Annotated in this window: 21 protein-coding genes; 10 read left to right on the forward strand and 11 right to left on the reverse strand. The window is 69.5% G+C overall.

What is annotated here, in order from left to right:
- Positions 1–56: 56 nt before the first annotated feature.
- Positions 57–1,148 carry a PA containing protein gene (locus JOM49_RS10790; protein WP_209664163.1) on the reverse strand — a complete coding sequence of 364 codons (1,092 nt, stop codon included), beginning with the start codon at positions 1,146–1,148 and terminating at the stop codon, positions 57–59.
- Between the two features lie 245 nt (positions 1,149–1,393).
- Between JOM49_RS10790 and JOM49_RS10795 the strand changes: the two genes are divergently transcribed.
- Both JOM49_RS10795 and JOM49_RS10800 read left to right on the forward strand, forming a co-directional pair.
- Positions 1,394–2,500 carry an adenosine deaminase gene (locus JOM49_RS10795; protein ID WP_209664164.1) on the forward strand — a complete coding sequence of 369 codons (1,107 nt, stop codon included), beginning with the start codon at positions 1,394–1,396 and terminating at the stop codon, positions 2,498–2,500.
- An 81-nt stretch (positions 2,501–2,581) separates the two neighbouring features.
- Positions 2,582–3,775 (forward strand): MFS transporter, encoded by a 1,194-nt coding sequence (locus JOM49_RS10800; protein WP_209664165.1) that lies wholly within the window; start codon positions 2,582–2,584, stop codon positions 3,773–3,775.
- 9 nt (positions 3,776–3,784) lie between these two features.
- Here the strand turns inward: JOM49_RS10800 and JOM49_RS10805 are convergent, their stop codons facing one another.
- Complete coding sequence (locus JOM49_RS10805; protein WP_308158706.1) at positions 3,785–4,120, reverse strand: winged helix-turn-helix transcriptional regulator; 336 nt, start codon at positions 4,118–4,120, stop codon at positions 3,785–3,787.
- A 148-nt stretch (positions 4,121–4,268) separates the two neighbouring features.
- Here JOM49_RS10805 and JOM49_RS10810 point away from each other — a divergent pair, with 148 nt between their 5' ends.
- Complete coding sequence (locus JOM49_RS10810) at positions 4,269–5,159, forward strand: alpha/beta fold hydrolase (protein WP_209664166.1); 891 nt, start codon at positions 4,269–4,271, stop codon at positions 5,157–5,159.
- A 55-nt stretch (positions 5,160–5,214) separates the two neighbouring features.
- Here JOM49_RS10810 and JOM49_RS10815 read toward each other — a convergent pair whose 3' ends face one another.
- A complete protein-coding gene (locus JOM49_RS10815; protein WP_209664167.1) occupies positions 5,215–6,480 on the reverse strand; it encodes a SatS C-terminal domain-containing protein in 1,266 nt (421 codons plus the stop codon).
- A gap of 149 nt (positions 6,481–6,629) precedes the next feature.
- Here JOM49_RS10815 and JOM49_RS10820 point away from each other — a divergent pair, with 149 nt between their 5' ends.
- Positions 6,630–9,164: a DEAD/DEAH box helicase gene (locus JOM49_RS10820; RefSeq protein ID WP_209664168.1), complete on the forward strand. Its 2,535-nt coding sequence runs from the start codon at positions 6,630–6,632 to the stop codon at positions 9,162–9,164.
- A gap of 208 nt (positions 9,165–9,372) precedes the next feature.
- A complete protein-coding gene (gene rho / locus JOM49_RS10825) occupies positions 9,373–10,428 on the forward strand; it encodes a transcription termination factor Rho (protein ID WP_209664169.1) in 1,056 nt (351 codons plus the stop codon).
- Positions 10,429–11,195: 767 nt separating this feature from the next.
- Here rho and JOM49_RS10830 read toward each other — a convergent pair.
- Genes JOM49_RS10830 through JOM49_RS10840 form a run of 3 tightly spaced genes read right to left on the reverse strand, consistent with a single transcriptional unit; the run spans position 11,196 to position 13,094 of the window.
- Complete coding sequence (locus tag JOM49_RS10830; RefSeq protein ID WP_209664170.1) at positions 11,196–11,684, reverse strand: GNAT family N-acetyltransferase; 489 nt, start codon at positions 11,682–11,684, stop codon at positions 11,196–11,198.
- Positions 11,685–11,730: 46 nt separating this feature from the next.
- Positions 11,731–11,925, reverse strand: coding sequence for a ferredoxin (locus JOM49_RS10835; RefSeq protein WP_209664171.1), 195 nt, complete (start codon positions 11,923–11,925; stop codon positions 11,731–11,733).
- On the reverse strand, positions 11,922–13,094 hold the full coding sequence (locus JOM49_RS10840; RefSeq protein ID WP_209671047.1) for a cytochrome P450: 1,173 nt from the start codon (positions 13,092–13,094) through the stop codon (positions 11,922–11,924). The genes JOM49_RS10835 and JOM49_RS10840 overlap by 4 nt, the downstream gene beginning before the upstream one ends.
- A gap of 166 nt (positions 13,095–13,260) precedes the next feature.
- Between JOM49_RS10840 and JOM49_RS10845 the strand changes: the two genes are divergently transcribed.
- Positions 13,261–13,905: a TetR/AcrR family transcriptional regulator gene (locus JOM49_RS10845; protein ID WP_209664172.1), complete on the forward strand. Its 645-nt coding sequence runs from the start codon at positions 13,261–13,263 to the stop codon at positions 13,903–13,905.
- Between the two features lie 3 nt (positions 13,906–13,908).
- Here JOM49_RS10845 and JOM49_RS10850 read toward each other — a convergent pair whose 3' ends face one another.
- From JOM49_RS10850 to JOM49_RS10865, 4 genes are all read right to left on the reverse strand, one after another.
- Positions 13,909–14,775, reverse strand: coding sequence for an aldehyde dehydrogenase family protein (locus tag JOM49_RS10850; RefSeq protein WP_209664173.1), 867 nt, complete (start codon positions 14,773–14,775; stop codon positions 13,909–13,911).
- Complete coding sequence (locus JOM49_RS10855; RefSeq protein WP_209664174.1) at positions 14,768–16,207, reverse strand: aldehyde dehydrogenase family protein; 1,440 nt, start codon at positions 16,205–16,207, stop codon at positions 14,768–14,770. The genes JOM49_RS10850 and JOM49_RS10855 overlap by 8 nt, the downstream gene beginning before the upstream one ends.
- Complete coding sequence (gene deoC / locus JOM49_RS10860; protein WP_209664175.1) at positions 16,207–17,184, reverse strand: deoxyribose-phosphate aldolase; 978 nt, start codon at positions 17,182–17,184, stop codon at positions 16,207–16,209. The genes JOM49_RS10855 and deoC overlap by 1 nt, the downstream gene beginning before the upstream one ends.
- 620 nt (positions 17,185–17,804) lie before the next feature.
- Positions 17,805–18,425 carry a DUF1707 SHOCT-like domain-containing protein gene (locus JOM49_RS10865; protein ID WP_209671049.1) on the reverse strand — a complete coding sequence of 207 codons (621 nt, stop codon included), beginning with the start codon at positions 18,423–18,425 and terminating at the stop codon, positions 17,805–17,807.
- Between the two features lie 118 nt (positions 18,426–18,543).
- Between JOM49_RS10865 and upp the strand changes: the two genes are divergently transcribed.
- Entirely contained in the window at positions 18,544–19,167 is a 624-nt protein-coding gene (gene upp, locus JOM49_RS10870; RefSeq protein ID WP_206802930.1) for a uracil phosphoribosyltransferase, read from the forward strand.
- Here the strand turns inward: upp and JOM49_RS10875 are convergent.
- Positions 19,164–19,760, reverse strand: coding sequence for a TetR/AcrR family transcriptional regulator (locus JOM49_RS10875; protein ID WP_209664176.1), 597 nt, complete (start codon positions 19,758–19,760; stop codon positions 19,164–19,166). The two genes, upp and JOM49_RS10875, sit on opposite strands and share 4 nt — an antisense overlap.
- Before the next feature lie 84 nt (positions 19,761–19,844).
- Here JOM49_RS10875 and JOM49_RS10880 point away from each other — a divergent pair, with 84 nt between their 5' ends.
- Genes JOM49_RS10880 through JOM49_RS10890 form a run of 3 tightly spaced genes read left to right on the forward strand, consistent with a single transcriptional unit; the run spans position 19,845 to position 22,268 of the window.
- Positions 19,845–20,297 carry a MerR family transcriptional regulator gene (locus JOM49_RS10880; RefSeq protein ID WP_209664177.1) on the forward strand — a complete coding sequence of 151 codons (453 nt, stop codon included), beginning with the start codon at positions 19,845–19,847 and terminating at the stop codon, positions 20,295–20,297.
- A gap of 53 nt (positions 20,298–20,350) precedes the next feature.
- The gene (locus JOM49_RS10885) at positions 20,351–21,277 is read left to right on the forward strand and encodes an aldo/keto reductase (RefSeq protein ID WP_245370192.1); all 927 of its coding nucleotides are present in this window, start codon (positions 20,351–20,353) and stop codon (positions 21,275–21,277) included.
- Between the two features lie 4 nt (positions 21,278–21,281).
- Positions 21,282–22,268, forward strand: coding sequence for an aldo/keto reductase (locus JOM49_RS10890; protein ID WP_209664179.1), 987 nt, complete (start codon positions 21,282–21,284; stop codon positions 22,266–22,268).
- The last annotated feature ends 43 nt before the right edge of the window (positions 22,269–22,311 follow it).

Consider the following 22,311-nt stretch of genomic DNA (forward strand, 5'->3'; position numbering starts at 1 on the left):
CGAAGAGGGGCGCCGTCCGTGGACGACGCCCCCTCTTTCCGCCGGAGGCGGGTGGACTACTCCGTGCTGTCTTCGCCTTCGCCCGGCTTCGCCTTGGCGTCGGCGGGCTTCGGGGCCCGGCCGTTGCGGGCGCGCCGCGGCTGGCGCGGGGCCGGCGGGGACACCGCGACCACCGGCTGCGGCGAAGCGGGACCGCCACCGAGCATCAGCTCGGCGAAGGTGGCCATGGCCTCGTCCAGCTGGCCGCCGATGCGCCGCTCGGACTCCTCGTTGCTCTTGCGCACCAGCGAGGTGACCGAGTCGGTGTCGGGACGCGCGTTCAGCGTGCCCTCGACCTTCGACAGGCCGCTCTTGATCGAGCCGTCCAGGTCGCCGAGCTGCGCGGCGAAGCCGTCCTCGACCTTGTCCAGGCGCCCGGCCAGGTCGTCGAGGTGGGTGGTGACCTGCTCGAGCCGGTTGCCCAGCTTGTCGAGCCGGTCGGAGGCGTCGATCATCTCGCCGGTCTCGGTCAGCGCCGACTTGAGCGCCTCGGTGTTGTCCCCGATGCGCTGCTTGGTGGCGGCGTCCAGGTCGTCGATCCGCGAGCGCAGGTCGTTGTCCCCGGCTTCGATCCGCTCGCGCAGGGTGGCCTCGGCCGAGTCGATGCGCTCGCGCACCGGGCCGTGCACCGACTGCGGGATCGAGTCGAGCTTGGTGTCCTGCTTGTCCAGGTGCCCGTTGAGCTCGTCGATGCGGCGGTGGATGTTCTGGAGCTTGTCCTCCAGGCCGTCCATCCGGCCGGCCACGCCCTCGAACCGGGCGCCGACGCCGTCGAGCCTGCCGTCCAGCTGCGCGAACGGCTTCGCCAGCTTGTCGACCAGGCCGTCCACCGCGCGGGCGATCTCGGCGAGCGCGTTGTCCTGCGCTTCGAGCCGGGACATCGCCTCGTCCAGCCGCTCGGCCAGCACGCTGACCTCGGTGCGGTCGGGCAGTTCCGACAGCCGCTTGCGCACCGCGCCCAGTGAGTCCACCGGAGCGAGGCGGGCGTAGATGTCGTCGAGAGCGTCGAAGATCTGCTGCTGCTCGCTCTCCCGGACCTCGGCCGCGCGCACGAGCATGTTGCGCATCCGGTCGAAGGACGGGGCCCCAAGGTGGTTGTCTGTGGTCACTGCGGTGTCCTCCGTCGGGGAAAAGGGACTGGGGCCGAGCTTAGCGATCGTCCAATTGCTCACAGTATCCGGCCCGGGAAATGTAAATGTTGTGCTCAACTCGTTGGACGATTCGGGTCCAAGATCACAAAGCTCTGGGTAGCGGCGAAACTCAGAGTTACGGCCACGTAGGTGATCCGTGTTCACCACACTAGCCCGCCACGCAAGAGCCGTCCGGCGCAGCCCCTCGCGGGTACCGTTATCGCATGTCGACCGATACCCGCTCCCAGACACTGGACCCCGAAAAGATCCGGCGTGCGCCCAAGGTGCTGCTGCACGACCACCTTGATGGCGGATTGCGCCCCGGTACGGTGATCGATCTAGCTGACTCGATCGGTTATCGAGGCCTGCCCACCACCGAGGTGGGGGAGCTGGGGCGGTGGTTCCGCGACGCGGCGGATTCGGGCTCGCTGGAGTCGTACCTGGAGACCTTCGCGCACACGTGCGGGGTGATGCAGACCGAGGAAGCCCTGGTCAGGGTGGCCGCGGAGTGCGCGGAGGACCTGGCGGCCGACGGCGTGGTCTACGCCGAGGTGCGCTACGCACCGGAGTTGTTCGTCGAGCGCGGCCTGTCCTTCCCGGCGGTGATCGAAGCGGTGCAGGAGGGGTTCGCCGAGGGTGAGCGCCGGGTGGCCGCCAAGGGCGGGCACATCCAGCTCGGCACGCTGCTCTGCGCGATGCGCCAGCACGCCAGGGCGTACGAGATCGCCGAGCTCGCGGTGCGCTACCGGGACAATGGCGTGGCCGGTTTCGACATCGCCGGGCCGGAGGCCGGATTCCCGCCCACCCGCAACCTCGACGCATTCGAGTACCTGCGCACCAGCAACGCGCATTTCACCATTCACGCAGGTGAGGCGTTCGGGCTGGCGTCGATCTGGGAGGCGATCCAGCACTGCGGTGCCGAGCGGCTCGGGCACGGCGTGCGCATCGTCGACGACATCAAGACCTCGCCCGGCGGGGAAGTCCAGTTGGGACGGTTGGCGAACTACGTGCGCGACCGGCGGATCCCGCTGGAGCTGTGCCCCTCGTCCAACGTGCAGACCGGGGCCGCGGCCTCGATCGCCGAGCACCCCATCGGCCTGCTCACCCAGCTGCGGTTCCGGGTCACGGTGAACACCGACAACCGGCTGATGAGCGGCTGCACGATGTCCAGCGAGTTCGCCGCGCTGGCCGAGGCGTTCGGTTTCGGCTGGACCGACTTCCAGTGGTTCACGATCAACGCGATGAAATCCGCTTTCCTCGATTTCGACAAACGACTCGAACTGATCAATGACGTGATCAAGCCGGGTTATGCGGCCTTGATCAATTCTTGACCCGCACGCCGCTTGTATTATTTAGCCTAGCGAACTAAAGTCCAGATAGTAGGAGTTGCGTCCCATTATCTGGGAGGACACATGGTGCCGGTGGTCACCGTGGGTCGCCGCCGCTGGCTGATCCTCGGCCTCGGGCTGCTCGCGCAGGCCGCGAGCTGCGCCTTCCTGTACGGCATCCCGTTCCTGGTGCCGGTGCTGCGCGAGGCCGAGGGGCTGTCACTCGCCGCCGCGGGTGCGGTGGTGGCGGCTCCCTCGATCGGGCTATTGCTCACCCTCATCGTGTGGGGTGCCGCAGCCGATCGCTACGGCGAGCGACTCATCATGGCGCTCGGCCTCGGCGTCTCCGGGCTGCTGGTGAGCTACGCGGCGTTGGCCTCGGTCTCACTGCCCGTGTTGTTCGCCGTCTTCCTGCTCGCCGGTGCCGCGACCGCGTCGGTGAACGCCGCCAGCGGCCGGGTGGTGATGGGCTGGTTCAGCGCGAGCGAGCGCGGCACGGCCATGGGGCTGCGGCAGACCGCGCAGCCGATCGGCGTCGGCATCGCGGCGCTGGCCCTGCCGCCGCTGGCGCAGGCACACGGGTGGCAGGCCGCCCTGCTGTTCCCCGGGCTGCTGGCGATCGCGGTCGCGGTGCTGGTGGCCGCGCTGGTCACCGATCCACCGCGGCCGGAGCCGGCCAGAAGCACCGGGGTCAAGCCGCCGTCGCCGTACCGCGAGCCCACGCTCTGGCGGCTGCACGGCGCGAGCGCGCTGCTGGTGGTGCCCCAGTTCGCCGTGTCGGCCTTCGCGCCGGTGTACCTGGTGGCCGTCCGGGGCTGGAGCCCGCTGGCCGCCGGGTGGTTCCTGGCCGCGGTGCAGGTGCTGGGCGCGCTGGCACGCATCGGCAGCGGGTACTGGTCGGACCGCGTCGGCAGCAGGCTGCGGCCGATGCGCCGGCTCGCCGTGGCCAGTGCCGGGGTGATGCTGCTGGTCGCTGCCGGCGACGCCACCGTGCCCTGGCTGGCGGTGATCGCGCTCGTGCTCGCCGCGGTGATCAGCGTCAGCGACAACGGCCTCGGCTTCACCGCCTCCGCCGAACTCGCCGGGCACGCGTGGGCGGGCCGGGCGATGGGCGCCCAGAACACCGGGCAGAACATCGCCGCCGCCGCCACCCCGCCCCTGCTGGGCCTGGTGATCGGCGATACCCGCTACGCGCTCGCCTTCTGCGTGGCCGCGGTCTTCCCCCTGCTCGCCATCTGGCTCACGCCGGTGCGCGCGGAGCACGACCGGCCCGGGTGATGCGGGGCGTCAGGCAGCGGGAATCGCTTCGATGGTCTCCCGGTGCTTCTCGCCCCACTCCCCGAGGGGAATGAGGGCTTCGTTGAGCGACTGGCCGAAGTCGGTCATGGAGTACTCCACCTTGGGCGGAACCTCGCGGTAGACCTCGCGGTGCACCAGGCCGCAGTGCTCCATCTCGCGCAGCTGGAGGATCAGCACCTTCTCGCTGATGCCCGGCACGTCCTTCCGCAGCTCCCCGAAGCGTCGCGGGCCGCTGTGCAGCGCCCACAGGATCAGGGCCTTCCACTTCCCGCCCACCACGTCCACGGCGGCGTCGAGCCCACACGTGTAACTGCGCTTCTTCACCGGGCACTCCAATACTGAAGAAAAGGACAGTACCTGAAAAAATAGTAGGTACTTGCCGGAAGTTCTGCAAGGGACCACCCTTTGAGGAGTCACGGATGGGCCCACCCGAGGCAGTACCCAGTTCACCCCCATCAGCACGGAGCTCAAGTTGCACAACGGGCGCGTCACCGCCAACGGCATCGACTTTTCCTACGTAGAACAAGGGCAGGGGCCGCTGGCCCTGTTGCTCCACGGTTTCCCCGAGTCCGGGGACGTCACCTACCGCCACCTGATCCCCGCGCTGGCCGCGGCGGGCTACCGGGCCGTCGCGCCGAACATGCGGGGCTTCGCTCCCACTGCGCTCCCGGCGGACGGCAGCATGCTCCTCGGCGATCTCGTCGACGATGTCAACGCCCTGCACGAGGCACTGGACGGGGACGAGAAGGCGATCCTGGTCGGCCACGACTGGGGCGCCGGGATGGCCTGGAGCGCCGCGGTCGCGGCGCCGCAGCGCTGGTCCCGGGTCGTGGTCAGCGACGTGCCGCCACTGCGGTTCTTCGCCGCCTACGCGAACACGTTCGAAGGGATCGAGAACCTGAACCACTTCTGGTTCTTCCAGATGGACATGGCGGATGAGGTGCTGGCCGCCGACGACATGGCGTGGCTGCGGCAGGGCCTGCAGGAGAAGTGGACCGGCCCCGGGTTCGACGCCACCGAGGAGTTCGAGGGAACGCGGAAGGCGCTGGGCGAGCCCGCCCGGCTGCGTGCGGCCCTCGACCTCTACCGGACCAACTTCGGGCCCCAGCAGATGGGCACCCCGGAATGGGCCGCTGAACACGGCGCGCTGTGGGGCACCCTGCCGAGCCAGCCGACCCTGTACCTGCACGGCACCGAGGACAAGAGCGTCGTCATGGACGAAGCGACCCTGACGGCCATCGGGGCAGCCCTCTCCGAGGGTTCGGAAGCCGCCTTCGTCGAAGGAGCCGGGCACATCGTCCCGGCGGAGAAGCCCGAGCGCTACAACGAACTCGTGCTCGCCTTCCTCGGCAAAACGGCCTGACCGCCGTTCCCGCCCCTCCCGCGTGCCGCGGGTGGGGCGGGGACATCGGTGAGGTCTAGTGCGTGCGGAGGCGGTCCTCGAAGGACTCGACCAGCTTGCGCCAGGCGCCTTCCTCGGCGTCGAACGGCGCGCTCGGCGCCAGCCGCGTCGGGTCCGGCTCGATCACGAAGTTGATCAGCCAGCCCAGGCTTTCCGACTTCTGCAGCGCCTCGGCGACGCTGTCGTCCTCGGCCCAGTCGGCGGCGTCGGTGAGCAGCTCGACGGCCAGCTCCAGCTGGGTCGGGTCGATCGCGTCGATGCCCTCGGCGATGTCCTCGTCCAGCCCGGCCAGCACGTAGCTGTTGTCCGGGTGGACCTCGATCTCCAGGTCACCGCCGGTGGCCTTGGCCAGCACTTCGTCCCAAGTGGACACTTCGGCCAGGTCGCTGCCCGCCAGTTCCTTGGGCTCGGCCAGCGCCCGGCCCAGCGCGCGCGGCGAGCCGTAGACGTCGATCTGGCCGCCGGAACCGAGGAAGACCGGTTCGTCGTCGAGGAAGCAGCGCAGCGTGTAGTACTCGTCGGTCTTGGTGACGATCTTGATCGGGTCGATGCCGACCTCGGCCCAGAAACCGGTGGGCAGCGGTTCCTCTTCGGCTTCCGCCTCGTCGTCGTCGCTGTCGACGCGGTCGAGGTCCTCGCCGGTGCCTTCGGCCGCGGCGGCTTCGGCCTCGGCCGACTCCTCCAGGAAGGTGGCCAGCTCTTCGGCGGTCTGCTCCAGCAGGGTGGCGTCCACGTCCGGCACGGTGACCAGGCCGTCGATCGCGTCGAGCACCACGTCCCACTTCTCGGACACGGCCTCGGACAGGTCGGTCCACAGCCGCTCGCCCTCGCGGCCGGTGAAGGGCAGCCTGCCCTGCTCCAGCAGCGAGAAGCCCTCGCAGCTGTCGAGCACCTCGTGCACCTCTTCGAGCTCGCAGACGTCCGCGAGCGAGCGCACGATGCCGACGATCTCGGCGAGTTCGCCGATGGTCCAGGAGTCCGGCTCCTCGGCGACCAGCTCGGGCACGCCGACCAGGTCGTAGGAGTGGTCGTCGTCGGGGATCAGCTCCGGGACGTTCAGCGCGGGCACCACGCTCCACGCCGGGTGGTCGATCAGGTCGTGCTGTTCGGCCGTCCGGACGAACGCGGCGAGGTGGGCGGCGTCGGGGAAGGCGTACAGGTCCTCCTCGTCGCCGAGGAAGGCTTCCCACTCCTCACCGTCTTCGCGCCAGCGAGGTGCCCACAGGGTCACCAGGTCACCCTGCGGCAACCCGAGCTCGACCGGGACGATGTCCTGTGCCATTACCTGTCCTCCGCCAATCACCCACCGTATGCGCTCCGGCTCAGGCTTCCCCCTGTCGGTGCGCGGTATGCGCAGCCTACGGGTTCGGCCTTCGCGGCGCGATCACCCCCGCCCGTCCGGCGGGCGGAGATGGCACGATGACTTCCCTGATGAGCACACAGCCCGCACCGAGCCCCCAGCGACTCGACGGCCGCATCCCGGCGGTCCCCGAGCCAGACGCCCTGTTCGAAGCCTTCGCCGACTGGGCCGCCGACCGCGGCTTGCAGCTGTACCCGGCGCAGGAAGAAGCCTTGATCGAGGTGGTCTCCGGCGCCAACGTGATTCTGTCGACCCCGACCGGATCAGGCAAGAGCATGGTGGCCGTCGGCGCGCACTTCACCGCACTGGCGCACGGCAAGCGCAGCTACTACACCGCGCCGATCAAGGCGCTGGTCTCGGAGAAGTTCTTCCAGCTCGTCGAGATCTTCGGGCCGGAGCACGTCGGCATGATGACCGGCGACTCCAGCGTCAACGCCGATGCCCCGATCATCTGCTGCACGGCCGAAATCCTGGCGAACATCGCGTTGCGCTTCGGTGCCGGGGCCGAGGTCGGCCAGGTGGTGGCCGACGAGTTCCACTTCTACAGCGAGCCGGACCGCGGCTGGGCGTGGCAGATCCCGATCCTCGAACTGCCGAACGCGCAGTTCGTGCTGATGTCGGCCACCCTGGGGGATGTCTCGTTCTTCGAGAAGGACCTGACCCGGCGCACCGGCCGCGACACCGCGGTGGTCACCTCGGCGGAACGGCCGGTTCCGCTGACCTACCGCTACGCCCTCACGCCGATGCACGAGACCATGTCCGAGCTGCTGCACGGCGGCCAGGCACCGGTGTACGTCGTGCACTTCTCGCAGGCGGCGGCGGTGGAGCGCGCGCAGACGCTGATGAGCATCAACGTGTGCAGCAAGGCGGAGAAGGAGGCCATCGCCGACCTGATCGGCGAGTTCCGCTTCGCCGCGGGCTTCGGCAAGACGCTGTCCCGGCTGGTGCGCCACGGGATCGGCGTGCACCACGCCGGCATGCTGCCGAAGTACCGGCGGCTGGTCGAGCAGCTGGCACAGGCCGGGCTGCTCAAGGTGATCTGCGGGACCGACACCCTCGGCGTCGGCATCAACGTGCCGATCCGCACCGTGGTGTTCAGCGCACTGACCAAATACGACGGCATCCGGCAGCGGCACCTCAAGGCACGCGAGTTCCACCAGATCGCCGGGCGCGCGGGCCGGGCGGGTTTCGACACCGACGGCTACGTCGTGGTGGAGGCGCCGGACCACGTCATCGAGAACGCCAAGGCGCTGGAGAAGGCGGGCGACGACCCGAAGAAGAAGCGGAAGATCACCCGCAAGAAGGCGCCCGAAGGGTTCGTCAACTGGACCGAAAGCACCTTCGAGCGGCTGGTCGCCGCCGAACCGGAGCCGCTGACGTCGAGCTTCCGGGTCAGCCACTCGATGCTGCTCAACGTGATCTCCCGGCCCAGCAACGCCTTCGACTCGATGCGGCACCTGCTCGAGGACAACCACGAGGACCGGCCGGCGCAGCGCAAGCACATCCTGCGCGCCATCGCGATCTACCGCGCGCTGCTCGCCGCGGGTGTGGTCGAGCGGCTGCCCGAGCCGGACGAGCAGGGCCGGATCGTCCGGTTGACCGTGGACCTGCAGTTCGACTTCGCGCTGAACCAGCCGCTGTCCCCGCTGGCGCTGGCCGCGATCGAACTGCTGGACACCGGGTCGCCGAGCTACGCACTGGACGTGGTGTCCATTGTGGAATCCATTGTGGATGATCCGAGGCCGGTGCTGTCGCAGCAGCAGTTCAAGGCCCGCGGCGAGGCCGTGCAGGCGATGAAGGCCGAGGGCATCGAGTACGACGAGCGGATGGAGCTGCTGGAGAACGTCAGCTACCCGAAGCCGCTGGAGGAACTGCTGGAGGTCGCCTACCGCAGTTACCGCCAGGGCCACCCGTGGGTCGACGACTACCAGCTCTCGCCGAAGTCCGTGGTGCGCGACATGTACGAGCGCGCGATGAACTTCGTGGAATACATCGGTTACTACCAGCTGGCGCGGTCGGAAGGGTTGGTGCTGCGGTACTTGGCCGACACCTACGACACGCTGCGGCACACCGTGCCCGACGAGGCGAAGACCGAGCCGCTGCAGGACCTCATCGAGTGGCTGGGCGAGCTGGTGCGCCAGGTCGACTCGAGCCTGCTGGACGAGTGGGAAGCCCTGCGCCACCCCGACTCCGACGACCCGCACGCGCCGCCGACCCTGCCCGAAGGGCCGCCGCCGGTCACCCGCAACGAGCGCGCTTTCCGCGTGCTGGTGCGGAATCAGCTCTTCCGCCGGGTGGAATTGGCGGCACGGCGGGCCTATCACGCGCTCGGCGAGCTGGATTCGTCCTCCGGCTGGACCGCCGAAGACTGGGAAGACGCGATGGAGGACTACTTCGAGGAGCACGACGACCTCGGCACCGGGCCGGACGCCCGCGGCCCGGCGTTGCTGCTGATCGAGAAGGAACCGGAGTTGTGGAAGGTGCGCCAGATCTTCGACGACCCCGCCGGTGACCACGACTGGGGCATCAGTGCCGAGGTCGACCTCGCGGCGTCGGACGAGGCGGGCACGGCGGTCCTGCACATCACCGGGGTGGACCGGCTCTAAGCACGTTCCCCGAGTTCGTACCCGACGTCCGATGTGGCGCTCGGGTCACTGGGTTGCGCGCTTGTCGGACGTGAGCTACCGTGATGATGTCTATCCCCCCCGGCGGATGCAGGCTCAGCCTCCCGCTCGGGACTCACGATTCTCCTTCCACTTGTGCGTGAAGGCTTCCGGCGTGTTCTCGCCGTTCCTCAACCCAGAAAGATTTCTCATGACCACCCACGGAATACTCGACATCGTGCGCAACCGCGCACAGGTCAGGGCGGACGGCTACCTGCCGGGCCCCGACGACGTGACCATCTCGCAGAAGGTGGTTCGCGACCTCGGCCTGCGCCGCGGTGATCTCATCGGTCTCGGCGACGACGGCGAGGTGACCGCGGTCAACGGCCGCGATCCGCGATACCGCCCCAGGCCGGCCTTCGCCGACTTGGTTCCCTTGTACCCCAACGAAAGACTCCGGCTGGAGACCGAGCAGCACGCGGTCACCGCGCGGGTCATCGACCTGGTGATGCCGGTCGGCAAGGGCCAGCGCGCGCTCATCGTGGCGCCGCCGAAAGCCGGGAAAACCACTGTGCTGCAGGACATCGCGCACGGCATCAGCAAGAACCACCCGGAGTGCCACCTGATGCTGGTGCTGGTCGGCGAGCGGCCGGAAGAGGTGACCGACCTTTCGCGCGCGGTGCCCGGCGAGGTGATCGCCGCGACCTTCGACCACCCGCCCGCGGACCACACCGCGCTCGCCGAACTCGCCATCGAACGCGCCAAGCGCCTGGTCGAACAGGGGCGGGACGTGGTGGTACTGCTGGATTCGCTGACGCGGCTGGGGCGTGCCTACAACCTGGCCGCCCCCGCGTCCGGGCGAATCCTGTCCGGTGGCGTGGATTCCACCGCGCTGACGCCGCCGAAGCGGTTTCTGGGGGCCGCGCGGAACATCGAAAACGGGGGCTCGCTGACCATATTCGCCACCGCGCTGGTCGACACCGGTTCAGTCGGTGACACGGTGATCTACGAGGAGTACAAAGGCACCGGCAACGCCGAACTGCACCTGGACCGCCGCCTGGCGAGCAGGCGGATCTTCCCCGCCATCGACCTCCCCCGCTCCGGCACCCGCCGGGACGACCTCCTGGTCCCCGCCGCCGAACGCACCGCCGTCGCCACCCTGCGCCGAGCCCTCCACACCCGCGAAGACGCCCTCCCCACCCTCCTCAAATCCCTGCACCCCACCCAAACCAACCACGACTTCCTAACCCACCTAACCCACCCCTAACCCCCACCAGCCCCCCACCTCCAGCCCGCCGAACCCCACACTCGTGCACCCGAATCTCACGTTCAGCCCGCCAAACCCCACACCCACACACCCGAAACTCACGTTCAGGCCGCCGAGTCTCACGCTCGTGTACCCGAGTCTCACGTTCAGGCCGCCGAGTCTCACGCTCGTGTACCCGAGTCTCACGTTCAGGCCGCTGAACCTCACGCTCGGGTAGCCGAGTCTCACGTTCAGGCCGCTGAACCCCACACTCGTGCACCCGAACCCCACACTCGTGCACCCGAACCCCACACTCGTGCACCCGAACTCCACACTCGGGTAGCCGAAACTCACGTTCAGGCAGCCGAGTGCCGCACTCGTGCAGCCGAGCCCCGTACTTAGGCACCGGCGCCCCGCACTCGGGCAGCCCAGTTCCACGCGCAGGCACCCGAGTCCCACCTCCAGGCAGCCGAGCTCCACGTTCAGGTCGCCGAGTCTCACGTTCAAGTAGCCGAGTTCCGCGCTCGTGCGCCCGAGTTCCACACTCGGGTTGCCGAGTCTCACGTTCGGGAGCCCCGAGTCCCGCACTTGGGTAGCCGAGTCTCACGTTCAGGTAGTCGAGTCCCACGTTCGGGCACGCGAGCCCAACGTTCAGACAGTCGAGTTCCGCACTCGTGCAGCCGAGTTTCACGTTCAGGTAGCCGAGCCCCGCACTCGGGCACTCGAGTTCTACATTCAGGCAGCCGAACCCCACGTTCGGGAGCCGCTTCAGCGGCCGCCCCAGTGGGTCAGTGCTCGGCGAGAGGGTGGCGCAGGACTACTCGCGGGCCCAGGTCGTCCAGGCCCAGGGCACGTTCGTGCGCTCGTAGCTCCTGCAAGCCCGGGCTCGGGTCGTCGAAGTCCGCGAAGCCCAGTTTCCGGTAGAACGGGCCATTCCACGGGATGTCCGAGAACGTGCACAAGGTGACCGCGGGGAAACCGGCCTCCCGCGCCCACGAGAGCACCGCGCGTACGAGGGCGGTGCCGACGCCTTGCCGGAAGTGCGAAGGGTGCACGGCCAGCTGTTCGAGGTGTGCGTTCCCGTCGACCACCTCGACGCGGGCGAAGCCGGCCGGTGGGGTTCCCGCGACCAGCACCAGCCGGGCGGTGGCTAGCTCTTCCGGGCTGCCCGGCGGCGGCAGGGGCGGGAACCCCAGGTCGGCGAAGATCGAATCGGACGCTGATTCGAGGGCCGGCAGGGTGGCCAGCTCCGCGGCGGTGGCTTCCCGGATCTGCATAGGGCGTTTTACCAGCCGCCGCGGCGCCGGGACAACCGCAATAAAGCTAGTCCAAAATGGACAGTGCCTGCGCCGGGCAGATGTGCGTGGCTTCCCGCACGCGTTCGGCGGTCTCCCCGTCGACCGAATCGGTCAGCAGCACCACGGTGCCGTCCGACTCGTCCTGGTCGAAGACCGCCGGTTCGGCGAGCACGCACTGTCCGGCGCCGACGCAGCGGTCGACGTCCGTGGCGATCTTCACGACCACGCCACCGGCAGCGAGTGCAATCCGTAGACGGTGGAGTTGCGCTTGTAGTCCAGCTCGTCGATCGGCTTCTCGATGCGCAGCCCCGGCACCCGCCGGAACAGGGTGTCGAACACGATCTGCAGCTCCATGCGTGCGAGGTTCTGGCCGAGGCACTGGTGCGCGCCGAAGCCGAACGCCACGTGGTTGCGGGCACCGCGGGCGATGTCCAGTTCGTCCGGCCGGTCGTAGGCCGCCGGGTCGTGGTTCGCCGCGTTCGACAGGCCGAGCACGCCCTCCCCGGCGCGGATCAGCACCCCGCCGATCTCGACGTCCTCGGTGGCCACCCGCGTGGTGGCCAGCTCGGCGATGGTGAAGTACCGCAGCAGTTCCTCGACCGCGTTGAGCGTGACGCCCGGATCGTTGAGCAACAGCGCGAGCTGGTCGGGGTGCTCGAGCAGGGCGACCGTGCCCAGCGAAATCATGTTCGCGGTGGTCTCGTGCCCGGCGACCAGCAGCAGGAAGGCCAGGCTGACCAGCGCTTCGTGGTCGACCTTGCCCTCTTCTCGCTGCTTGACGATCTGCCTGCCGAGCAGGTCGTCGGTCGGCGCCGCCTCCTTCTCGGTGATCAGCTTGCCCAGGTAGGACGTCAGCTGGTCGACCGCGTCCCGCCGGTCCTCCTGGGCGGTCTCCCGGTTCAGCAGCTTCGACGAGTGCTGCTGGAAGAAATCGTGGTCGGCGTACGGCACGCCGAGCTGCTCGCAGATCACCAGCGACGGCACCGGCAGCGACACGTGGGTGACCAGGTCGGCGGGCTCCCCGGCGGCCAGCAGGTCGTCGATGGCCTGGTCGACGATCTCCTGGATCCGCGGCCGCAGCGCCTCCATCCGGCGCACGGTGAACTCCCCGACCACCGCCCGCCGCGCCGGCCCGTGCTCGGGCGGGTCCATCGAAATCAGCGAAGGCCGGAACGTCGAACGCAGCTGGGTGTTGTCGACCAGGGTGGGGAACTGCGGGCTCATGCGGTCCGAGCTGAACCGCGGATCGGCGAGCATCGCGCGGACGTCCTCGTGCCGCGTGAGCGCCCAAGCCTGGCGCCCGGTCGGCAGTTCCACCTTGGTCACCGGGTTTTCCGCGCGCAGCTCGTCGTACTCGGCGGGCGGGGCGTAGGGGCAGCGCCGTTCCATCGGAAACGACGGAACCCGCTCGGTGGTGGTTTCGGACACGGTTACCTCAATCCGGACGAATCGTATGTGGAGGTTTACCTTCCGTTTTTCACGGTACCGATGTGGAACCGCAGCGTCCACATCCGTTGGGGTGAGACAATCCGGCGGAACCTGAGAGGTGGCTGAGATGACGGTCGAGCACGAGGAGACCCGGTTGCGGGCCGACGCGCGGCGCAACCGCGACCAGATCCTCGCCGCGGCCAAGGAACTGTTCGCCGACCAGGGGCCCGACGTGCCCATGGAAGAGATCGCGCGCCATGCGGGCGTCGGCGTCGGGACGCTCTACCGGCGGTTCCCCGACCGCGCGTCCCTGCTGCGGGAGATCGCGCGGGACACCTTCAGCAGCGTGCTGCTCGACGCGCGGGCCGCGGTGGACGAGGAGCCGACGGCGTGGGACGCGCTCGTCCGCTTCCTCCGCATCACCCAGAAGGTGAAATTAAGCGTGCAACTGGCCATGCTTTCGCCGCTGGCCAGGGCGGTGTTCGCGGAGGACCCCAAAACCGAGGAATTCCGCCGCGAGGCTCTCGGGATGCTCGATCTGATCGTCGAGCAGGCGCAGGCCGAGGGCTCGTTGCGGCCCGACGTCGGCGCCGGGGACGTGACGATCATGTTCTCGCTGCTGTTGCGCGAACTGCCGTCGAAGTCGACGGAGGTGGCCTCGTTCGCCACCGAGCGGTGCATCGCGCTGATGCTGGACGGGTTGCACGCCCGGCCGGGTTCTCCGCTTCCCGGCCGGGCGGTCACCAGCGCCGACATCTTCCAGGGCGCCTAGCGGCTACACGCCCAGCGGGTGCCAGACCGTCTTGGCCTCCAGATAGCGCCGCAGCCGGGCGATGTCCGGCTGCCGGGTCCAGTCCGGCTCTTCGGCGGGCACGCTGAGCACCCGTTTGACCGTGCCCGCGGCGGCCTTGGCCAGTTCCACGCGGTCGGCGACGGCCGCCCCGGTCGGGTCGAGCGCGTTGACGTCCCCGTGCGACGCCAGCCACGAACCGAGTTCGGCCGCGCGACCGGTGAGGATGTTCGCCACGCCGCCCGGCACGTCCGAGGTGGCCAGCACCTCGGACAGGGTGATCGCGGGCAGCGGCCGTTCGGCGCTGCTCACCACCACCGCGGTCGACCCGGTCGCCAGCACCGGCGCCAGCACGCTGACCAGCCCGAGCAGCGACGACTGCTGCGGCGCGAGCACGCCCACCACGCCGGTCGGTTCCGGCACGGTGAACGAGAAGTACGGCCCGGCCACCGGGTTCGCCGCGCCCAGCACGGTGGCGATCTTGTCGGTCCAGCCCGCATACCAGACCCAGCGGTCGATCGCGGCGTCCACCAGGGACTCCGCCTTCTTGGCCGGCACACCCTCACAGGCGCTGACCTCGCTGATGAACTGGTCGCGGCGGCCTTCGAGTACCTCGGCCACGCGGAACAGCACCTGCCCGCGGTTGTAGGCGGTCGCGCCCGACCAGCCGCCGAACGCCTTGCGCGCGGCCACCACGGCGTCGCGGACGTCCTTGCGGGACGCGTGCGCGGCGTTGGCCAGGAACTTGCCCTTGGCGTCGGACACCGGGTACGAGCGCCCGGACTCCGAACGCGGGAACTTCCCGCCGATGTAGAGCTTGTAGGTCTTGGTCACCGAAAGACGATCAGACATCGAGGTAAGCCTCCAGACCGGTGCGCCCGCCCTCGCGGCCGAAGCCCGATTCCTGGTAGCCGCCGAACGGAGCGGCGGGATCGAAGCGGTTGAAGGTGTTGGCCCAGACGACCCCGGCACGCAGCTGGTTCGCCATCCACAGGATGCGGGAGCCCTTTTCCGTCCAGATGCCCGCGGAGAGCCCGTACGGCGTGTTGTTCGCCTTGGTGACCGCTTCTTCCGGGGTGCGGAAGGTGAGCACCGACAGCACCGGCCCGAAGATCTCCTCGCGGGCGATGCGCATGGACTGCTGCACGTCGGAGAACACCGTGGGGGCGAAGAAGAAACCGCGCTCGGGGATCGGGCACGGGCTGGTCCAGCGCTGCGCGCCCTCGGTGTCACCCGAGTCGACCAGCTCCTGGATTTTCGTCAGCTGCTCGCGCGAGTTGATCGCGCCGACGTCGGTGTTCTTGTCCAGCGGGTCACCGATGCGCAGCGTGGACACCCGGTACCGCAGCTTCTCCAGCACTTCGTCCACAATGGATTCCTGGACCAGCAGCCGGGACCCGGCGCAGCAGACGTGGCCCTGGTTGAAGAAGATGCCGTTGACGATGCCTTCCACCGCCTGGTCCAGTGGCGCGTCGTCGAACACCACGTTCGCCGCCTTGCCGCCGAGTTCCAGGGTCAGCTTCTTCGGCGTGCCCGCGACCGTGCGCTGGATCAGCTTGCCGACCTCGGTGGACCCGGTGAAGGCGATCTTGTTCACGTCCGGGTGGCCGACCAGTTCGGCGCCGATGTCCCCGGCGCCGGGCAGGATGTTGACCACGCCGGGCGGCAGGTCCGCCTGCTGGCAGAGCTCGGCGAAGACCAGCGCGGTGAGCGGGGTGGTCTCGGCGGGCTTGAGCACCACGGTGTTGCCGGTGGCCAGCGCCGGGGCGATCTTCCAGGCCAGCATGAGCAGCGGGAAGTTCCACGGGATGACCTGCCCGGCCACGCCCAGCGGGCGCGGGTCCGGGCCGTAGCCCGCGTAGTCCAGCTTGTCGGCCCAGCCCGCGTGGTAGAAGAAGTGCGCGGCGGCGGTCGGGATGTCGGAATCGCGCGATTCCTTGATCGGCTTGCCGTTGTCCAGGCTTTCCAGCACGGCCAGTTCGCGGCCGCGTTCCTGGATCAGCCGCGCCAGGCGGAAGATGTACTTGGCGCGCTCGGCGCCCGGCATCCGGCCCCAGGTCTTCTCGTACGCCCGGCGGGCGGCCTTCACCGCTGTGTCCACATCGGACTTCGAGGCGGTGGAAACCTCGGCGAGCACCTCTTCGGTGGCCGGGTTGATCGTCTTCAGCGGCTCGCCCTTGCCGTCGACGAAGGCGCCGTCGATGAACGGGCGGTAGGCGGGCTTGAGGTTCGCGATGTCGCGGGATTCGGGTGCGGGCGCGTATTCGAAGGGTGAGTCGGGCATCAGTCCACCGTCACGTAGTCGGGACCGCTGTAGTGGCCGTCGAGCTGGGTGCGGCGCTGCAGCAGGAGGTCGTTGAGCAGGCTGGAGGCGCCGAAGCGGAACAGGCTCGGGTCGAGCCACTGCGGCCCGGCGACCTCGTGCACGGCGACCAGGTACTTGATCGCGTCCTTGGTGGTGCGGATGCCGCCCGCCGGTTTGACCCCGCGCAGCTCGCCGGTGGTGGCGTGCCAGTCGTGCACGGCCTGCAGCATCACGTGGGTGACCGGCAGGGTGGCCGCGGGGGAGACCTTGCCGGTGGAGGTCTTGATGAAGTCGCCGCCCGCCAGCAGCCCCAGCCAGGAGGCGCGGCGCACGTTGTCGTAGGTGGCGAGTTCGCCGGTCTCCAGGATGACCTTGAGGTGGGCCTGGCCGCAGGCCGCCTTGATCGCCTGGATCTCCTCGAACACGTGCCCGTAGCGGCCTTCGAGGAAGGCGCCGCGGTCGATCACCATGTCGACCTCGGTCGCGCCGGCGTCGACGGCCATTTTGACGTCGGCCAGCTTGATCTCGCGGCTGGAGCGGCCGGACGGGAAGGCCGTCGCGACGCTGGCCACGCCGATGCCGGTGCCCTGCAGCGCTTCGACCGCGGGCGCGACCAGGTCCGGGTACACGCACACCGCGGCGACGCGCGGGGTGTCCGGGTGCTCGGGGTCGGGCAGCTTGGCCTTGGCGGCGAGCGCGCGGACCTTGCCGTGGGTGTCGGCGCCCTCCAGGGTGGTCAGGTCGACCATGGAGATGGCGGTGTCGATGGCCCAGCGCTTGGCGGCCTTCTTGATGCTGCGGGTGCCGAGGCCCGCCGCGCGCTGCTCGACGCCGACCTGGTCGACGCCCGGCAACCCGTGCAGGAACCGGCGCAGGCTCGTCTCGTCGCGCGTGGCGTCGGCGAGCCGCTCGGGCAGCGGAGACGGGGTGTCCGTCGCCGTTGACGTAACTGTCATGCCGCGAGTCTAGGCGACGGGTGGGGGCGGACGTTGTGCCTGCTCAGCCGTGCGAGGTCACCCGCGAGTCCCACATTCAGGAAGCCGAAACCCACGTTCGTGCAGCCGAACTACACACCCGGGCAGCCGAGTTCCACACTCGGGCTTGGCGCTCGGTTTGAGGGAAGGCGGGCTGGGGCGCGTGAAGGTGGGGCTGGTGCCCGCGAGTGTGGGATTCAGGTGCCTGAATGTGGGGTTCGGGTGCCGCAACGTGGGGTTCGGCTGCCTGAGTGTGGAACTCGGGGGCGCCCGAATGCGGGACTCGTGCCGCGAGGGTGGGGTCCGGGTGCGTGATGGGCGCCTGAATGCAGGACTCGGGTGCCTGAGTGTGGGACTCGGCTGCGGGAACGTGAGGTTCGGCTGCCTGAGCGTGCGGTTCGCGCCCGCGAGTGTGGGGTTCGACCGCGGGAGCGTGGGACTCGGTTGCGGGAACGTGAGGTTCGGCTGCCTGAGCGTGGGGTTCGCGCCCGCGAGTGTGGGGTTCGACCGCGGGAGCGTGGGACTCGGTTGCGGGAACGTGGGGTTCGGGTGTCTGAGTGTGGGGTTCGGGTGCGGGAGTGTGGGGTTCGGGAGGTGGGACGTCAGGGGGTGATCTGGGGTGCCGAGCTGGGGGCTTTGCGGGGTTTGCGGATGACGGTCACCGCGCCCCAGAAGGCGAAGCCGGTCACTTTGAGGACGGGGGCGTTCTCCGGGGCGATGTGCACGTCGCCCCGGTCGCGGGTTTCGAAGGCGCCCATGAAGCCGATGCCGGTGACGTCGAGGTTGATGTCGTCGGGCACCACGATGTCGACGCCCGCCATGATCGCGACCGCGTTGATGGTGGTGTGCTGCTCGGCGAACCGCGCGTGCATCAGGTTGATCTCGACGCCGCCCCAAAAGGCGAAGCTGTTGTGCGTGCCGGGGATGACCCAGTTGCCCTTGCGCTCTACACCGGCCATCACCGCGACCGAACTGGCCGAGCCGGGCCGTCCGCCGACCAGGTTGTGCGGGGTCGACAGCGCCGGGGAGGACGCGGGCACCGCGGCGACCACGCTGCCCTCCACCGGCAGGTCGAGGGTCACCGGCCGCAGGTCGGCCGCCGTCTTGGCGGCGTAGACCACGGAGAGCCGTTCCTCCAGTTCGTCCACGGTGATCCGGCCCTCGCTCATCGCCTGGTGCAGGATCTGCGCCACCCGCTCGCGGTCGGCGTCGGAAACCCGCATCTGGGAGGGTTCGGGAAGACCGGGGTGCTCGCTCACGGCAGGCAGCCTAGCGCTCCCCGGCACGCCCCGCGTCAGTCATTCGTACGACAGCCGGGCCCCGGCGGCTACGGTGTCCACCATGGACGTCCACGTCGTCGATCATCCGCTCGCCAAGGCCCGCCTCTCCACCATGCGCGACGCCCGCACCGACAGCGCCGCCTTCCGCGCCGCGCTGCACGAGCTGACGATGATGCTGATCTACGAAGCCACGCGCGACGCGCCCGTGCGGGTGGAGCGCATCCACACGCCGGTCGCCCGCACGGACGGCTACCGGCTCGCGAATCCGCCGTTGCTGGTGCCGGTGCTCCGCGCCGGGCTGGGGATGGCCGACGAGGCCCACAAGCTGATCCCCGACGCCCAGATGGGCTTCGTCGGGCTCGCCCGCGACGAGGAGACGCTGCAGCCGACGCCGTACCTCGAGTCGCTGCCGGAGTCGCTCGGCGGGCGGCCGGTGCTGGTGCTCGACCCGATGCTCGCCACCGGCGGCTCGATGGCGTACACGATCCGCCTGCTCATCGACCGCGGCGCCACCGACGTGACCGCGATCTGCGCGCTGGCCGCCCCGGAGGGCATCCGGCACCTGGAGGAGTCCGGCATGCCGGTCCGGGTGGTCACGGCCAGCATCGACGAGCGGCTCAACGACTCCGGCTTCATCGTCCCCGGCCTCGGTGACGCCGGCGATCGGCAGTACGGCGCCGTTTAGACGGTGCGCAGCCAGCCGCGGCCGTTGGCGCGCAGGGCGGCTTCGTAGGCCCCGCTCACGTCGAAGCCCGGCGGCAGGTTCCCGTTGATCTCCAGCGAGACCATGCCGTGCGCGATGCCCCACGACGAAGCCGCGATGCGCTCGGCGGGTTCGTCGGTGAACACACCCTCGGCGATGCCCGCGCGAATGGTCTCCAGCAGCGGGTTCATCGTCGACCGCGCCAGTTCGGTGGACGATTCGTCCGGTTCGAAGCCGGGCACGGCCTTGGTGAACATGATCGAGTACATGTGCGGGTCGGCGAGCGCGCTGGCCCGGTAGGCCAGGCCGAGCGAGACCAGGTCCTCGAAGTGGTCACCGGTCCGCACGATGGCCGCCAGCCGCTTCTCGAAGCGCGCGAACCCTTCCACGTACAGTGCGCTGATCAGGTCGGGCTTGCTGCCGAACAGCGAGTACACCGCGGTCGTCGAGGTACCGGCGTCCTTCGCGAGCCGTCGCAGGCTCAGCGCGCCGGGGCCCTCGCCGGAGAGCAGTTCCCCGGCGCGGTCGAGCAGCCGGACGCGGAGGCCGTCGTCGTGGGTTCTGGGGCGGGCCATGCGCGCAGCGTAACGCCACCCGCCGGTCCGCGGGCCCGGAACGGGATTTGACCTGGAGTGCACTCCAGGTCGTACCGTCGTGACATGAGCTTCTCGATAGCCGAGGCCGCCCGCCGGAGTGGCCTGTCGATCGACACCCTCCGGTACTACGAGCGCATCAAGCTGCTCGAGGCCCCGGCCAGGGACACGGCCGGGCGCCGCGCCTACTCCGACGACGACCTGGCCTGGCTTGGCTTCCTGACCAAGCTCCGCACCACGGGCATGCCCATCCGGATGATGCGCGAATACGCCTCGCTGCGCCGCCACGGCCCGGCCAGCGCCGGGCGCCGCAAGGCCATCCTGGTCGAGCAGCGCCGCTCGGTCCGCGAGCGCATCGCCGAACTGCAGGGCTGCCTCGAGGTGCTCGACTACAAGATCGACAACTACGACCAGATCGAGCGCAAGTTCACCCAGCAAAACGCTCCCACCCGTCTCCCACCACCACCCTCAACGGAGACGCTGCGCGCCCAGCCAGATTCTATAAAGGAGACCGCGTGACCAACAGCAAGAAGCTCGGCGAGCTGACCGTCGGCGCACAGGGCCTGGGCTGCATGGGGATGAGCTCCGGCTACGGCGTGCGCGACGACGACGCCGAGTCGATCGCCACCATCCACCGCGCCCTGGAACTGGGCGTGAACCTGCTGGACACCGCCAACGTCTACGGCGCGGGCGCCAACGAGGAACTGGTCGGGCGAGCCATCGCCGATCGGCGCGACCAGGCCGTGCTGGCCACCAAGTTCGGCATCGTGTGGGATGAGGACGGCACCATGGGTGCCAGGGGCGACGCGGGCTTCGTCCGCCAGAACTGCGAGGACTCGCTGCGGCGGCTCGGCGTCGACCACATCGACCTCTATTACCAGCACCGGGTGGACCCGAACACGCCGGTCGAGGAGACCTGGGGCGCGCTGGCCGGGCTGGTCGCCGAGGGCAAGGTCCGCTACCTGGGGATTTCCGAGGCGAGCGCCGCGACCATCCGGCGCGCGCACGCGGTGCATCCGGTGACCGCGCTGCAGAGCGAATGGTCCCTGTGGACCCGTGGCATCGAAGGCGAAATCCTGAGCACCTGCCGGGAACTCGGCATCGGCATCGTGCCGTTCTCGCCGCTGGGCCGGGGTTTCCTGACCGGCAACATCACCTCGGTGGACAGCCTGCCCGCCGACGACATGCGCCGCGGCCTGCCCCGGTTCAACGACGGCAACCTGGAACGCAACCTCGCCATCGTCGACGCGCTGCGGGCGCTCGCCGAGGAGAAGGGCGTCACCGCCGGGCAGCTGGCGCTGGCCTGGGTGCAGCACCACGGCGACGACGTGGTGCCGATCCCGGGCACGAAGCGGCGCAAGTACCTGGAGGAGAATGCCGCGTCCGTCCGGATCGAACTGTCCGAAGAGGACATCGCGGCGATCGAGGCGGCCGCGCCCGCCGACGCCGTGGCCGGGGAGCGCTACCCCGAGCAGTACGCCCGCGCCGCGGGGAAGTGAGCCGATGGAAGACCGCAAGCTGGGCTCGCTGACCGTTTCCGCCCAGGGGCTCGGCTGCATGGGCATGAGCGAGTTCTACGGCCAGGGCGACGACGCCGAGTCGATCGCCACCATCCACCGCGCACTCGATCTTGGCGTGACCCTGCTCGACACCGCCGACATGTATGGGTTCGGGCGCAACGAGGAACTGGTCGGGCGCGCCATCGCCGATCGGCGCGAGCAGGTCGTGCTGGCCACCAAGTTCGGCATCGTGCGCGACGAGCACGACCCGCTCAAGCGTGGTGTGCGCGGTGACCCGGACTACGTGCGGGACGCCGCGGAGGCTTCGCTGCGACGGCTCGGCGTGGACCACATCGACCTCTACTACCAGCACCGGGTGGACCCGTCGGTGCCCGTCGAGGAGACCGTGGGCGCGATGGCCGAACTGGTCACCGCGGGCAAGGTGCGGCACCTCGGGCTGTCCGAGGCGGGCGCCGAGACGATCCGGCGGGCGCACGCCGTGCACCCGATCACCGCGCTCCAGACGGAGTGGAGCCTGTGGTCGCGGGACCTGGAGGACGAGATCGTGCCGGTGTGCCGCGAACTCGGCATCGGCGTCGTGCCGTATTCGCCGCTCGGGCGCGGGCTGCTCACCGGGCGCTTCAAGTCCAAAGAGGACTTCGGGGCCGGTGACTTCCGGCAGGAGAGCCAGCCGCGCATGGCGGAGGGCAACCTGGAGCGCAACCTCGAACTGGTGGCGAAGCTGCGTGAGCTGGCCGGGCGCAAAGGCGTGACGGCTGGTCAGCTGGCGCTGGCGTGGGTGCAGGCGCGCGGTGCCGACGTGGTGCCGATCCCGGGCACGAAGCGGCGGAAGTACCTGGAGGAGAACGTCGCCGCCGTGACGCTGGAACTGTCCACTGAGGACATCCTGGAGGTGGAGCGCACGGTGCCGCGGGAGGCGGTCGCCGGAGCGCGCTACCCCGAAGCCGGCCTACGCCTCGTCGGCCGCTGACCCTGTGCCGTGAATGTGGCTTTCACAGCGGAAATCGCCGTGA

Origin of the sequence: Amycolatopsis magusensis, assembly GCF_017875555.1 — a bacterium.
Classification (GTDB): domain Bacteria; phylum Actinomycetota; class Actinomycetes; order Mycobacteriales; family Pseudonocardiaceae; genus Amycolatopsis; species Amycolatopsis magusensis.